7 protein-coding genes are annotated in these 15,156 nt (G+C 66.2%); 1 reads left to right on the top strand and 6 read right to left on the bottom strand.

Features of this window, described 5'->3' with window-relative positions; all coding sequences use genetic code 11:
* Positions 1–33 precede the first annotated feature (33 nt).
* From ACN2C7_RS15775 to ACN2C7_RS15750, 6 genes are all read right to left on the bottom strand, one after another.
* Positions 34–2,949 carry a TonB-dependent receptor gene (locus ACN2C7_RS15775; protein ID WP_419318076.1) on the bottom strand — a complete coding sequence of 972 codons (2,916 nt, stop codon included), beginning with the start codon at positions 2,947–2,949 and terminating at the stop codon, positions 34–36.
* A 273-nt stretch (positions 2,950–3,222) separates the two neighbouring features.
* Positions 3,223–5,331, bottom strand: coding sequence for a response regulator (locus ACN2C7_RS15770; protein WP_419318074.1), 2,109 nt, complete (start codon positions 5,329–5,331; stop codon positions 3,223–3,225).
* Between the two features lie 104 nt (positions 5,332–5,435).
* Positions 5,436–6,950, bottom strand: a complete 1,515-nt coding sequence (locus ACN2C7_RS15765; RefSeq protein WP_419318072.1) for a tryptophan halogenase family protein — start codon at positions 6,948–6,950, stop codon at positions 5,436–5,438.
* The gene (locus ACN2C7_RS15760; RefSeq protein ID WP_419318070.1) at positions 6,947–8,464 is read right to left on the bottom strand and encodes a tryptophan halogenase family protein; all 1,518 of its coding nucleotides are present in this window, start codon (positions 8,462–8,464) and stop codon (positions 6,947–6,949) included. Before ACN2C7_RS15760 ends, ACN2C7_RS15765 begins: the two co-directional genes overlap by 4 nt.
* Positions 8,461–9,939, bottom strand: a complete 1,479-nt coding sequence (locus tag ACN2C7_RS15755; RefSeq protein WP_419318068.1) for a tryptophan halogenase family protein — start codon at positions 9,937–9,939, stop codon at positions 8,461–8,463. Before ACN2C7_RS15755 ends, ACN2C7_RS15760 begins: the two co-directional genes overlap by 4 nt.
* A complete protein-coding gene (locus ACN2C7_RS15750; protein WP_419318066.1) occupies positions 9,936–11,459 on the bottom strand; it encodes a tryptophan halogenase family protein in 1,524 nt (507 codons plus the stop codon). Before ACN2C7_RS15750 ends, ACN2C7_RS15755 begins: the two co-directional genes overlap by 4 nt.
* Before the next feature lie 378 nt (positions 11,460–11,837).
* Between ACN2C7_RS15750 and ACN2C7_RS15745 the strand changes: the two genes are divergently transcribed.
* Positions 11,838–15,062, top strand: a complete 3,225-nt coding sequence (locus ACN2C7_RS15745; protein ID WP_419318064.1) for a TonB-dependent receptor — start codon at positions 11,838–11,840, stop codon at positions 15,060–15,062.
* Positions 15,063–15,156 lie beyond the last annotated feature (94 nt).

Genomic DNA, 15,156 nt, shown 5'->3' with positions numbered 1-15,156 from the left:
CGCGTGGGTACGCGGCGGCGGGGTCGGCGAAACCTAGAACTTGCCGCGGATGCCCAGCACGATCTGGCGACCGGGCTGGTAGAAGGTGAAGGCGGCGTTGTCGTACTGGAAGGTGCTGCGCTGCGGCTCTTCGGTGATGTTGATCACGTCCAGGGTCACACGCGGCGAGGTCGGCAGGGTCTCGAACTGATAGCTGGCCGACAGGTCCCACTGACCCCGGGCGTCCGTGCCCAGTTCGGCCAGCGGAATGCCGTTCTGGTTGGGACCCGACGAGATCTGGGCGTCGTTCCAGACATAGGACAGGCGAACCGTCGCGCCGTGGTTCTCATAGTAACCGGTGACGTTATAGGCCCAGGGCGAGACGCCCACGGCCTTGGCCGGCGCGCCGTTGCCGCGCGGGTTCTGCTCGACATGGGTGGCGTTGGCGGTGAAGCCGGCGCCGTCGAGCAGGAAGTCCAGCGGCTGCACCCAGGTGACTTCCTGGCCCTGGATGGTCAGGACGCCATCGGCATTGACCTGCTGGCTGACCGTGACCGTCGCGGCGCTGGGGCCGCCCCGGTTGGTGATCGCCTGCTGTTGCAGATTGGTCAGCTGGTCGTAGGGCACGCCCAGTTGCAGGAACGGGATGGTGTTGTTGCCGCTGACGGTAAAGCCGGTCAGCTCCTTGCGGAACAGGGCCACGCCCACATAGCCCGCGCCGCCCGTGTACCATTCGCCGCCGAAGTCGACATTGTTCGACAGATAGGGCTGCAGGTTCGGATTGCCCTGGTTGGCCTGCTGGGCCGAGGGGTCGCTGAAGGTGGTGCCCGGCAGCATGGCCGACGGGTTGGGGCGGGTGATGGTGCGCGAGGCGCTCATCCGCAGGACGATGTCTTCCTTCAGGTTCCAGGCCGCGTTGAACGAGGGCAGCATGCCGTCATACTTGGTGACGCGGCTGAGGAACGAGGTGACGCCGTTCACCGTCTGCGGACCCTGGATGGTCTGCTCGGTGTTGTAGTAGCGCACACCGCCATTGATCCGCAGGTCGCGCTCCAGCACCTGGGTGACGCCGTTGAATTCGGCATAGGCGCCGGTGGTCTTCTCGCGGATGAAGCCCGAGGCCGCGCCCGTGGCGGCCGAGTTGGAGAAGGGCGCCGCCGCGTTGAAGGCGTCATAGTTTGTGGCGTTGAAGAACTTGTCCTTGTCCAGCGTCACGAAGCCCAGCGGGCCGGGGGTGATGTAGCTGGCCAGGCTGGCCAGCGGGACGGCCGAGCCGGCGCGACCGTCGCACCCGGGGACCGGGGTCGGCGCCGGGCTCTGCGGGGTGACGCCGCCGCCGCCGCAGGTGAAGGTCTGCCAGCGGCCGCTGTTGTCGATGGCGGTGATCGAGCGGCTGACGTCGTCATAGGCGGCGCCGACCTTGAAGTTCATCGCCTTGTCGTCGCCGATCGTCAGGTCGAAGTGGGCGCCCTCGGTGGAGGTGACGCGCTTCTCGTTCTGGATGTTGACGCGGCCGCCGGCCCAGACCCAGCCCAGGGCGGGATCGTTGAGGTTCTTGCTCGGCTTGATCGAGGGGCGATCGCCGCCGTTATTGGCATAGGTCACCGTCATGCCCTGGCCCAGCGGGCTGTTGAACAGCACGGTCGGGGCCTCGCGGAAGAAGACGCTGCGGCTCCAGTTGACCTGACCGTCCAGCTTCAGCCAGTCGGTCGGGCGCCAGGTGAAGCCTGGGTTCAGGTTCAGAACCTCGACGTCTTCCTTGTAGGGACGATATTCCAGGAAGAACTGCGAGTTGAGGAAGCTGCCCTCGGTGACGACATTGTTAGCGTCGACCTTGACGCCCACCGGGACCATGAAGTTGGAGTTGCGCACCACCCAGTTCATGTCGATCCGCTCGAACTCGCGGCTGGCCTGGCTGTACATCGTGTCGAGATAGACATTCAGGGCGTCGTTGGGACGCCATTCCAGCGAGACGATCAGCGAGTCGCGGTTGCGCTCGCCCGAGCTCCAGCTGTCGCGGCCCAGACGCGGGATCAGGGCGTCGCTCAGCTGCACCAGGCTGGTGCCCGGGTTCAGCGAGGCCAGCAGGGCGGTGTCGACTGTCTGACCGGGCGTCAGACCATTGCTGGTGACGCCGGCCGGGACGGTCGAGGCCCAGTTGAAGCCGTTGCCGCCGGTCGTATTACAGCCCGTGCAGCTCATGTTGGCGTTGGTCCAGCCGATGGTCTCGAAACCCTCGGTGGTCGACTTGTTGCGGGCGATGGCCACGCCCGCCAGCACGCCGATGTCGCCGACCGGGGTTTCCCAGGTCTTGCTGCCGATCAGCGAGCCGCGCGGGCTGATGTCGTCGGCCTGGTTGTTCTTGCCGGCCTGGATCGAATAGGTCAGCTGGCCGGCGGCCTTGTAGTCGAACGGCCGGGCGCTGCGCATGTTGACCACGCCGGCGACGCCGCCCTCGACCTGACCGGCGGTCGGGGTCTTGTGGACGTCCAGACGGGTGAACAGTTCGGTCGGATAGAGGTCCAGATCGATTTCGCGGTTCTGGTTCTGGCTGTCGGTGCGGCCCGACGAGGCCACGGCCGCCTGGGCGCCGTTCAGCAGAACCTTGGTGAAGTTGGTGCCCAGGCCGCGGATGGCGACGTTCAGGCCTTCGCCGTTGATCTCGCGGGTCAGTTGCACGCCGGGAATGCGGTTCAGCGACTCGGCGATATTGGCGTCCGGAAACTTGCCGATGTCCTCGGAGAAGACGGATTCGGTGAACGAGACGCTGTCGCGCTTGGCGTTGGTGGCGTCGGTCAGGCTCTTGCGAAAGCCGGTGACGATCACTTCCTCGACGGTGTCGGGCGCTGCGGCCGCCCCGCCTGCAGGGGTCTGGGCCTGGGCGGCGAGACCCATGAAAGCGGACGACAGGCAGGTGGCGCCGATCAGGGCCAGGCGACGGCCGGCATTGTGGCGTGCGGATGAAGGCATGTTTCTCTCCCCTTGAGACGGCGCTGTACGCGCTCGTTCGTCCTTGGCCGCCTTGCGGTGGTAGCGGTCACAGGATTGCAGAGTTAAGAGGTAAGGCCTTTCAAGTCAATGTGGTCATACCTTGCGGGCCGCGCACCGCCCCACAGGCGTCGAATCCCGCCGCGTTGCCGGCGCATGGCAGATCGCAGCCCGCCAGGGGCATTGAACCCGACGGGGGCCGTTAAGGACAAAAGCTATAGGTCAGACCTTGTTGCGCCTGTCGGCGCAGCGGGCTCAGGCTGCTGCGGTGCTGAGCGACAAGGCGGCGTCGATCCCGGCATAGAGGCTGTCTGGCGTGACCGGCTTGGTGATGAACCCGTCGGCGCCGGCGACCATCGCCTGTTCGCGGTGGTCGGTAGACGCGTTGGCCGTCATCATGATGATCGGCGTCGGAGGTCTTTGCATCGTCGCCTCCCAGCGGCGGATACTGGCCGTAGCCGACAGGCCGTCCATCACCGGCATCTGCATGTCCATCAGGACAACGTCGAACTGCGACTCGCTGAACTTGGCAAAGGCCTCGGCCCCGTTCTCGGCCATCACCAGCTCGACCTTGTGCGGTTCGAGCAGCAGTTCGACGACCCGGCGATTGACGGGATGATCTTCGGCCAACAGGACGCGAAGACGCTGATCCATGCTCAGCGCTGGGGCGCCCTGTTCAGGGGCGGCCGCAGCGGGCGCTTCGGCGCGGCGCAGGGGCAAGCTGAAGGCAAAGCTGCTGCCGCCTTCGGGAAGCGCCCGCGCCTCGATCTCGCCGCCCATCAGGATCACCAGGGTCTTGCAGATGGCCAGGCCCAGTCCGGTGCCACCAAAGCGCCGCGTGACGGTGTCGTCGCCCTGCACGAAGCGCTCGAACAGCCGAGGCAGCACATCCGGGTCCAGGCCGATGCCGGTGTCGTTGACGGTGACCTTCAGCCGGCAGTCTTCCGCCGCGAGGGTCTCGACCTCGACGATCAGGCTGACACCGCCGCTGTCGGTGAACTTGATGGCATTAGCCGTCAGATTGGCGATCACCTGTCGCAGCCGCAAGGCGTCGCCCAGGAAGAAGCCGTTCGCCTCGGGCGAAAAGGCGACATCAAAGGCGATGCCCTTGCCGTCGGCGCGCAGGCGCATCAGGTCGGTGCAGGTATGGATCTCGGCCGCAAGATCGAACGGCGCGATCTCCAGCTCCATGCGCGAGGCCTCGATCTTGGCGATGTCGAGCAGGTCGTTGAGGATGCGCTCCAGCGACTCGCCCGAGTGCACGATGATGTCCACCATCTCGCGCTGGCGGTCGGGCATGTTGAGGCGCGACAGGGCCTTGGCCAGGGCGATGACGCCGTTGAGCGGGGTGCGGATCTCGTGGCTGACATTGGCCAGGAAGGTCGATTTGGCCGCGCTGGCCCGCTCGGCGGCGGCGACCGCTTCGGTCAGGGCGACCTCCTGACGCTTCAGCTGGGTGATGTCGACGAAGGTGGTCAGGGTCTGGGCGGGGGCGGCGTCGTCGCCCTCGAAGATCGGCAGGGAGTTGACGTTCAACCAGCGCTGCTCGCGGTTGGGCAGATTGACACCCAGCATGAAATCCAGAACCGGCTTGCCTGTGCTCAGGCACTGCATCGAAGGCTGCTGGTCTACGGTCAGGGGCGCGCCCTCGGCCGTGATCAGGCTCCAGTCGGGATCCGCCGAGGAACGGCCGGCCAGCTGGTCGCTGGTCATGCCCAGCAGCAGTGCGGCATGGGCGTTGTGCTCGACAATGACGCTGGCCTGGTCCTGCAGCACTACGCCTTCGCGCATGGCGGCGATGATGGTCCGATAGCGCTGGTCGCTTCGACGCAAGTCCTCGAGCGCCTGGATCTGGGCGACGGCGACCCGGGCGCCGGCCCGGCTCTCGATCATGGTCATGGCGACGCGCGACAGGCGTTCCAGGCAGCGCAACTCGCGCGGCGTCCAGCGCTTGGGCCGGGTGTCGATGGCGCATATCGTGCCGATCCGCAAACCATCGACCGTGGTCAGGGGCGCGCCGGCATAGGCCATAATGCCCTGCGCCCCGGTGACCAGGGGATTGTCCAGGAAGCGGGGATCCTGGGTCGCATCCTCGACCACGAACAGCGCCGGCGTCTGGATGGCGTGGTTACAGAAGGCCACGTCGCGCGGGGTTTCCTGAGCGTCGATTCCGACCCGCGCCTTGAACCACTGGCGGTCAGTGTCGACCAGTGAAATTAGGGAGATCGGCGTGTCGCAGGTCTCGGAGACCTCGGCGACCAGGTCGTTGAAGCCGTCCTCATCGAGGGTGTCGAGAATGTCCAACGCCCAGAGCGCCGCGAGACGCCGCCGCTCAAGGTCTGGTGCGGTATCGAGAATCAACATGCCGCGCCCCCGCCTGATTCAGGCTCTTGACCATGCACGCATGGACTGGACGTTTCAATGAAGGGCGGCGGGACGAAATGACACAGGGCGCCGGCGCGCCGGCCTCACCCCATCGCGTCGCAGTTTGCCTTGATAAACTCGAAATGCCCCGGCATCACCTCGGCCGACTTGGCGATCACCGACTTGATGTCGGCCATGCGCCGGACCAGTTCCTCGTCACTCATCACGTCGACCATCGGGTCATAGCCCCTGGGCAGCAGGCCCTGGCCGACCATGACCGCAAACCACGAGGTGTCGTTGAACAGCTCGTCGTTCTCGCGGAAGATCCGGCCATAGCTTTCGAACATGGCGATCTTGTCGGTCAGATAGTCGGGGACGCTCATCTCCCGCAGATAGTCCCAGTAGGGCGTGTCGTTCCGCTGGGTGGCCTTGAAATGCAGGATGATGAAGTCGCGGATCTTCTCGTACTCAAAGGCCATCACCCGATTGTAGCGGTCGATGTCAGGCTGGCGGAAATCGCGATCGGGGAACATGGCCAGCAGCCGGGCTATACCCACCTGGATCAGGTGGATCGACTGGCTTTCCAGCGGCTCCATGAAGCCGGCCGCCAGTCCGATGGCGACCACGTTCTTGTTCCAGCTCTTCTTGCGGCGGCCGGCGGTGAAGCGGATCTGGTTGGGCGCGGCCAGGGGTTCGCCGTCCAGATGGGCCAGCAGATAGGCCGTGGCCTCATCCTCGCTGATATGGGCGCTGGAATAGGCATAGCCGTTGCCCAGGCGGTGCTGCAGCGGGATGCGCCATTGCCAGCCGGCCGGCCGGGCGGTGGCGCGGGTGACCGGGGCGTTCGATCCGCCGAGGGTGCAGGGCACAGCGACGGCGCGGTCATTGAGCAGCCAGTGCGACCAGTCCTCATAGCCCGTCTGCAGGGTCTGCTCGATCAGCAGGCCGCGGAAGCCCGAGCAGTCGATGAACAGATCGCCCTCGATGATCTCGCCGCTCTCCAGGGTGACCGAGGTGACGAAGCCGGTCAGGTCGTCCTGCTGCACCGTGGTGATCTTGCCCTCCTGCCGCCCGATCCCGCGCGCCTCGGCATAGTCGCGCAGATAGCGGGCATAGAGGCCGGCATCGAACTGGAAGGCATAGGCGATCGCGCCCAGCGGCGAATTGGCCTGTCCGTTGGGACGCATGAACCGGTTCTGCCGGGCCGCGACGGCATTGAGCGAATAGGCCCCAAGGTCTGGCTCCAGGCCCTGGCCGTGCAGCTTGAGCCAATAGGCGTGGAACGAGACGGCTTCCATGTCGACGCCATAGGGGCCGAACGGATGGTGATAGCTGTGACCGATCGCCTTCCAGTCAACGAACTCGATGGCCAGCTTGAAGGTGGCCTTGGTCTTGCGAACGAACTCGTTCTCGTCGACGCCCAGCATGCGATTGAAGATGTTGATCTGCGGGATCGTCGATTCGCCGACGCCCACGGTGCCGATGGCCTCGGATTCCACCAGGGTTACCTCCGTCTGACCGTCGCGGGTCAGGAAGCGGCCCAGGGCGGCGGCGGTCATCCAGCCGGCGGTGCCGCCGCCGACGATGACGACCTTGCGAAGACGGTTGACGCTGGTCATCGGGCTTTCTCAAGGTCGGGCGCGGCGCAGTAGCGGGCGATGAAGGCTTCGTGGGTCGGCAGGGCCTCCGCCGTCTGGCGCACCAGGGCGGCCAGACGCTGCATCTGGCCGCGCACCAGCTGCTCGTCCAGGGTGTCGACCAGCGGATCATAGTTTCGCGGCCGGATGTTCTGGCCCAGCATCACGGCGATCCACGAGGGCTCGGCGAACAGGTCATAGTCCGACTGGAACAGGCGCCCCCGCGCCGCGAACAGGTCGATCTTGCGCTGCAGGCTTTCGGGGATCGCCATCTCACGGGCCCTTTTCCAGTAGGGCTCGGGACGCTCATTGGCCTTGAAATGCAGGATGATGAAGTCGCGGATCAGCTCGGTCTGCAGGATGGTCAGGCGGTTGTATTCGGCGATCTCGACCGGATCGAAACCCTTGTCGGGGAAAAGGGCCAGCAGCTTGGTGATCCCCGCCTGGATCATGTGGATGCTGGTGCTCTCCAGCGGCTCCAGGAAGCCCGAGGCCAGGCCGATGGCGACGCAGTTCTTGACCCAGATCTGCTTGCGCCGCCCGGCCCGGAACCGGATGAAATTGGGCTCTGCCCGGGCCGGCCCGTCCAGGGTGGCGCGCAGACGGGCCACAGCGTCGTCGTCGCTGATGTGCTGGCTGGAATAGACATAGCCGTTGCCGGTGCGGTGCTGCAGCGGGATGCGCCAGCGCCAGCCGGCCGTATCGGCCGTGGCCCGGGTATAGGGCGTCAGGCCGTCGCCGCCGGTCTCGCACGGCATGGCGACGGCGCGATCGTTGGGCAGCCAGTGGCCCCAGTCCTCGAAGCCCGTATCCAGCGCCTGCTCGATCAGCAGACCCCGAAAGCCCGAGCAGTCGATGAACAGGTCGGCCTCGATCACCGCGCCGCCGTCGGTGGTGACCGAGGTGATGAAGCCGTCCTCGCCGCGCAGGGACACATCCACCACCTTGCCCTCGCGGCGGATCACCCCGCGCTTTTCGGCGTAGTCGCGTAGGTAGCGAGCATAGAGCCCGGCGTCGAAATGGAAGGCGTATTTCAGGCTCGACAGCACCTGGCCGGGGTCCTTGCTGGGCAGCATGAACCGGCCCATCCGCGCCGCCGTGGCCGACAGGTTGAAGTCGTCGAGGGGCTGGGTGGACCCTTGCGACTGGGCCTTCAGCCAGAACTGGTGGAACTTGATGGCCTCGATATCCAGGCCAAAGCCGCCGAACGGGTGCAGGTAGCGCGAGCCCGGCGCCGTCCAGTCGACGAACTCGATGGCCAGCTTGAAACTGGCCTTTGTGGCCCGCATGAAGTCGGCTTCGTCCAGGCCCAGGATCTGGTTGAAGGTGGTGATCGGCGGGATCGTCGCCTCGCCGACGCCGACGGTCGCGATGGCGTCGCTTTCGATCAGGGTGACCTCGACGCCCTTGAGCACCTTGGCCAGGGCGGCGGCCGTCATCCAGCCGGCCGTGCCGCCGCCGACGATCAGGACCTTGCGGACGGGATTGCTGTTCATGGGGCCACCCGCGCCAGCGCCGCCGCATGGGTCGGCGCCCGCTCGGCCGTCTGGCGGAAGATCTGCCGCATGCGGTCCAGGGTCATGCGCGCGCGCTCCAGCGGCATCCTGTCGGCCAGCGGATCGTAGCGCCCCGGCAGCACGCCGTGACCGATGAAGGCGGCGATCCAGCTGGGCTCCAGGAAGCTCTCCTCGTCATACATCACCACCCGGCCGCGGCTCTCGAACTGGGCGATCCGATAGGCCAGCTTGTCGGGAACGGGGGCGTCGCGGCCCAGGTCCCAGATCGCGCCGTCACGGCGGCCGGCGCGGCGATAATGCAGGATGGCCATGTCGCGGACGCGTTCGAACGTCTCCCCGCCCAGGCGGTTATACTCTTCGGCGGCCACCGGCGCGCCGCCGGGGCGGGGGAAGAGGGCGATCAGGCGGGTGACGCCGCTCTGGATCAGGTGGACATCGGCGCCGTCCACGGCCTCGACCCTGCCGGCCGCGCCGCCGATGGCCACGCAGTTGCCGACCATGGCGCGGGCCCGCCGGCCGTTGCGGATCGTCATGAACCGGGGCTCCGAGGCGCCCTCTGCAGGCAGGCCGGCCCAGGCCGCCTTCACGGCCGCCGCGTCGCTGGTCAGTTCGGCGCGATAGGTCAGGCCGCCATCCAGTCGGTCGCGCAGCGGGATCCGCCAGCGCCAGCCTTCGGCGGTCGCCTCGATCTCGGTGAGGGGCGGCGCGTCGCTCAAGACCGGCGCGGCGATCCGCACGGCGCGGTCGGCGGGCAGCAGGGTCGACCAGTCCTCGAACGGTTCGTCTCCCATCAGCAGGGCGGCAGGGCCTGTGCAGTCGACGAAGAGTTCCGCCTCGACACGCTCGCCGTCGGCCAGCGCCACAGCCGCGATGTGGCCGCTCTGGCCGTCGCGAACCACCTCTGCGACCTCGCCGGCGCTGGCGGCCACGCCGCCCTGCAGGGCCAGGCGCCGCAGCACGTCCACATAGAGGCCGGCGTCCAGGTGCAGGCCATAGGTCAGGGTCGACAGCGGTGATCGCGGATCGGGGTCGGGGCCTGCGAACCGGCCCAGCCGCGCGATGACGGCGGCCAGGCTGTAGTCATCCAGCGGCGTGGCGTCGCCGGCCAGGCGAAGGCGGCTCCAGTAGTGGTGGAAGCCGACGCCCTCCAGACTGGCCCCGATCTCGCCGAAGGCGTCGCAGAAGCTGGCGCCCGGCGTCCAGCCGCTGAACCGCGAGCCCAGCCTGTAGGTCGCCAGGGTGGCGGCCATCAGCGCCGCCTCGTCCAGGCCCAGCAGGGTGTGGAACGATCGCAGCGAGGGCAGGGTGGACAGTGCGCCGGTCATGACGGGCCCGGTCTCGACGACACGGATCGCGGCCTGGCCACCGGTGGCGCGGGCCAGGCCGGCGGCCGTCATCCAGGCCTCGACACCGCCGCCGATGATGGCGACCCGGCCCAGGGGAGGGGCGCTCATGCCGCCCCCCGCGCGTCGCAGAATTTCTCGATAAACGCCTGGTGTCCCGGCATGGATTCGGCCGTGCGCCGCACCGCCGCCTTCAGTTCGGCCAGCTTGCGGGCGGCCTCGCCCGGATCGACGGCGTCGGCCATCGGGTCATAGCCGCGCGGCAGGATGTTCTGGCCCAGATAGACGGCCAGCCAGGAGGGCTCCAGGAAGAAGCCGTCGCGATACTTCACCACCATGCCCCGATCGCGGAACAGGTCCATCTTGTAGGCCAGGCTGTCGGGGATGGGGGCGGCGGCCTTGTCGCGCCAGAAGGCGGAGTCGTCGCGCTGGGTGGCGTGATAGTGCAGCACCAGGAAGTCGCGAATGCGCTCGAACTCCAGGTCCATGACGCGGTTGTACTCGTCCTGGTCGGCGCCGGCGCAGCCGCGCTCGGGGAACAGTTCCAGCAGGATGGAGATGGCCACCTGGATCAGGTGGATGCTGGTGCTTTCCAGCGGCTCCAGGAAGCCGGAGGCCAGACCAATGGCCACGACGTTCCGGTTCCACTGCTTCTTGCGGCGGCCTGTGACGAACCGCAGGAAGCGCGGGTCCTGCTGAGCCTTGCCGTCCAGCTTGGAGACCAGCACTCGGGCCGCCTCGTCGTCGCTGATATAGCTGCTGCAATAGACATAGCCGTTGCCCACCCGGTGCTGCAGGGGGATCCGCCACCGCCAGCCGGCCTCGTCGCTGGTGGCGCGGGTATAGGGCGTGGGCGGCTCCACCGCGTCGCAGGGCACGGCCGCCGCCCGGTCGCAGGGCAGCCAGTGGGTCCAGTCCTCATAGCCGGTCTTCAGGGCCTGCTCGATCAACAGGCCCCGGAAGCCGGAGCAGTCGATGAACAGGTCGCCCTCGATCCGCTGGCCGCTTTCCAGGGTCACGGCCTCGACAAAGCCGTCCTCGCCGCGCAACGCGACATCCAGGATCTTGCCCTCGGTGCGCCGGACGCCCCGCGCCTCGGAATAGGCCCGCAGGTACTGGGCGTAGAGCCCCGCATCGAACTGGTAGGCGTAGGAAAAGGTCGATCCCAGCGAGCGCTGATCAGAGGAGGGCGGGGCGAACCGGTTCAGCCGGGCGGCCACGATCGGCAGGCTGTAGGCCTCGATGCCGTCGGCCTCGCCCCGAGCCCTGGCCCGCAACCAATGCTGGTGGAAAGCGACCCCGCCAATGCCCTGACCAAAGCCGCCGAAGGGGTGAATATAGCTCTCGCCCTTCCGGCCCCAGTCGCGAAACTCGATGCCCAGCTTGTAGGTGGCCTGGGTCTTGCGCATGAAGTCGGCCTCGTCGAGGCCCAGCTTGGCATTGAAATTCCGGATGTGCGGCACGGTGGCCTCACCCACGCCGACCGTACCGATCTCGGCCGATTCAACCAGGTCGATGGTGACGCGCGAATCGCCCAGCACCGCGCTGAGCCCGGCCGCCGTCATCCAGCCTGCAGTGCCGCCGCCGACGATGACGATTTTTCGGATACCGTTGTTCCCGGTGTCATCCATCGCGCTGCTTCCTCCGCTCCCCATTTGTCCCACGGCCCTTTCTGACGGAACGGCCTTTGAGACAAACTGTAAATTGACAACGCTGTCTTTGGTTGTCATCGCCTTGTTATCCGGACGGAAAGTTCCGGTTCAGGTGGTCAAACCATCGGGGGGAAACCGTAGGTAGAAAAGGCCTTGGGTGCGACTGTCGTGCAGGCGACACGCCCTTGAAGCCCTTCGTTCCAAGTATCTCCCCTTTGCACAGCTACGTGAGCCGCGTCTGAGTGGCAACGCTTGACAGCCGGTGATCTGTCATATGATCTGACCAATAATGGTCACGGTAACATGGCCAATGGTAGCGCTAACGTGCGCTACCCAAAAAATGGGGAGGTGAGACACATGGGCTCTTTTCAGAGGCCGTCTGCGCAGCGCGGGCAAAATTCATTGATGTCGGGTTTGAAATGCGGCGCATCCGCCGTGGCGCTTGGCGCGGCGATCTTCGCCGGGCCTGCGTTCGCCCAGACCAAGACCGATGACGCCGTCGCCGTTGACGCGGTCGTGGTCACCAGCATCCGCCAGAGCCTGAAGAGCTCGCAGGCGCTGAAGCAGTCGTCCGAAGTCATCGGCGACTCGATCACCGCTGAAGACATCGGCGCCCTGCCAGACCGGTCGGTGACCGAGGCCCTGTCGCGCGTGCCCGGCGTGTCGATCAACCGTTTCGCCGCCGGCGTTGACCCCGACCACTTCTCGGTCGAAGGCAGCGGCGTGGTCGTGCGTGGCCTGAACTTCGTGCGTTCGGAGCTGAACGGCCGCGACACCTTCACCGCCAACAACGGCCGGATCCTGAGCTTCGCCGACGTTCCGTCCGAGCTGATGGGCGGCGTCGATGTGTTGAAGAGCCCCTCGGCCGACATGATCGAAGGCGGTATTTCGGGCACCGTCAACCTGCGCACCCGCCTGCCGTTCGACAGCAGCGGCCGTCGGATCGCGGTGTCGGCCGAAGGCAGCTATGGCGACATGGCCAAGTCGTGGACCCCGACCTATTCGGCCATGATCAGCGACCGCTTCGACACCAATATCGGTGAGTTCGGCGTTCTGGTCAGCTATGTGAACTCCGAGCTCGAGACCCGCAGCGACGCCATCCAGGCTTCCAACTTCGGCTGCCGCACCAATCTGGGCGCGACTCCCGCAGACTGCGGCAACGGCTCCAAGGGCGTGTGGTTCCCGCGCGGCGCCGCGCTTCGCTCCACCACCAGCGAGCGCAGCCGCGAGGGTCAGGCCGCCGCGGTGCAGTGGAAGAGCAATGACGGCACGATGCAGGCCGCCTTCCAGTACCTGCGCTCGGAATCGACCACCAAGTGGACCGAGCACGCGATCGAAATCGCCACGGACAATGTCGCGGGCAACGGCGACTCGCGCCCCGTGGATGGCACCACCTTCACCTTCGACAACAGCGGCATCTTCACCAACGGTGTGATCACCGGCAACACGGGCTGGCGCGCCGACCAGACCGGCTCTGACCCGCGCACGCCGATCAACGGCCTGCAGTCGAACAATGTTCGTCGTGACGAAAACACCACGAACATGACGACGGACTACGGCCTCAACCTCAAGTGGACGCCGAACGACAGCTGGGGCTTCCAGTTCGACGCCCAACATGTCGACTCCAAGGTCGATGCGATCAGCATGGGGCTATGGGGGTCGAGCTTCCAGAACGCCGCCATCACGCTCAATGGCAACGACTTGCCGACCGTCCAGTTCCTGGCCCCGGCCAGCGGCCAGGCCCAGTCCAACTGTCTGCCGTTCAACGGCAACTGCCCGTCCTACGCACGCGGCACGCACAACAATCTGGCCGATCCGTACAACAACTTCTGGCGCTCGGCGATGGACCACATCGAGCAGTCCGAGGGTACGGAAGACGCGGCCAAGTTCGACGTCGAATACAAGTTCAACAACGACAGCTGGTTTGACTCGGTCAAGGCCGGAGTACGTTGGGCGGAGCGCGACCAGACCACCCGCTTCTCGTCCTACAACTGGGGCGTGCTCAGCGAAGTCTGGGGTAGCGGCGGCCCGGTGTGGATGAGCGACCCGATCAACGGCTCGCCCACCACCAGCGGCGGCAGCGACAGCACCAGCAAGGTCGCGCTGTTCGGTTTCGACAACTTCCTGCGCGGCCAGACCCCGCTGCCGACCGGCACCGAGGCTCGCCTGTTCTATACCGGCAATCTCGCGTCCGAGTATAAGGCGGCTTCGGACTTCGCCCTGTCGGTCGGCGACGAGTGGCGCACGCGCCTTGCAGGGGGCTGCCCGCAGAACTGGGTGCCTCTGGCCCTGCGTTGCAACGTCACCGCCGGCACGCCGTTCCGCCCGCAGGAAATCAACCCGATCAATGAGATCACCCAGTCGGCCTATCTGATGACGCGCTTCAAGGGCGACATCGGTGAAGCCCGGGTCAGCGGCAATATCGGGCTGCGCTATACGACGACCAAGCGCGAAAGCAGCGGCTTCCTGGCGTTCCCGATCACCTCCGGTCTGGCGAGCGAGGCCGATTGCACCAAGGCCTTCACCGACTGGCAGGCCCTGCCGGAACCGAAGGCCGCCTTCAATCCGTCCTCCTTCTGCGGCCTGACGCCGACCGTTCGTGCCAATGCCAGGGCCTGGGGCAACGGGGCGACGGTGGCCAGCACGGTCAAGACCGAGTTCGACTACTGGCTGCCCAGCCTGAACGTGAAGGTCGTGATGCCGCACGGTCTGCAGTATCGCCTGGGCCTGTCCAAGACGATCACGCCGCCCGACGTCGGCCTGACCCGCAACTATTTCAATCTTGCGCTGAACACCAACGCCGACGGCATCAACAGCGGCGCGCCCAGCGGCAACGTCGTCGTCGGCAATCCCAGCCTGAAGCCGACGCAGTCGACCAATGTCGACGCTTCGGTGGAATGGTACTTTGACTCGGTGGGATCGCTGACCCTGGCTCTGTTCTACAAGGAACTGACCGATGTGGCGTTCAACAAGACCCACCGGATTCCGTTCACCAACAACGGCGCCACCTTCGACGTTCTGGTGACCCAGCCGGGCAACTCGTCGAAGAAGGCCAATGTTCAGGGCTTCGAGATCGGCTACCAGCAGTTCTACGACTTCCTGCCCAAGCCGCTGGACGGGTTCGGCATCAACGCCAACTACAGCTACATCGACAGCAAGGGCGTGCCGCAAAGCACCCTGTCGGCGACCGATCCGGACGTCGGCGCCGGCCGTGTGACCACGGTCGACACCAGCAAGCTGCCGCTGCAGGGCCTGTCCAAGCACAACGCCAACTTCGCGGCCATCTATGAGAAGGGTCCGATCTCGGCCCGTCTGGCCTACAACTGGCGCTCGGACTTCCTGCTGACCGTCCGCGACGTGATCGTGCCCTATGCGCCGATCATGAACGAGGCGACCGGCCAGCTGGACGGCTCGTTCTTCTACACCGTCAATCCGAAGATGAAGGTCGGCGTCCAGGGCGTGAACCTGCTGAACGAAACCACCATGACCAGCCAGGTGCTGAACAACGACCTGCTCAAGACCGGCCGTTCCTGGTTCATGAACGACCGTCGCTACACCTTCGTGGTGCGCGCGAGCTTCTAGGTTTCGGGAACCGCGCCGGTCCGGTCTCCCCCGGGCCGGCGCGACTTTCGAAAACGGGCTCCGCCTTTGGGGGCCCGGGCACTCCCACAGTTCC

Source organism: Caulobacter sp. ErkDOM-E (assembly GCF_048541895.1).
GTDB lineage: Bacteria > Pseudomonadota > Alphaproteobacteria > Caulobacterales > Caulobacteraceae > Caulobacter.
This window is presented reverse-complemented; position numbering and strand designations above follow the sequence as displayed.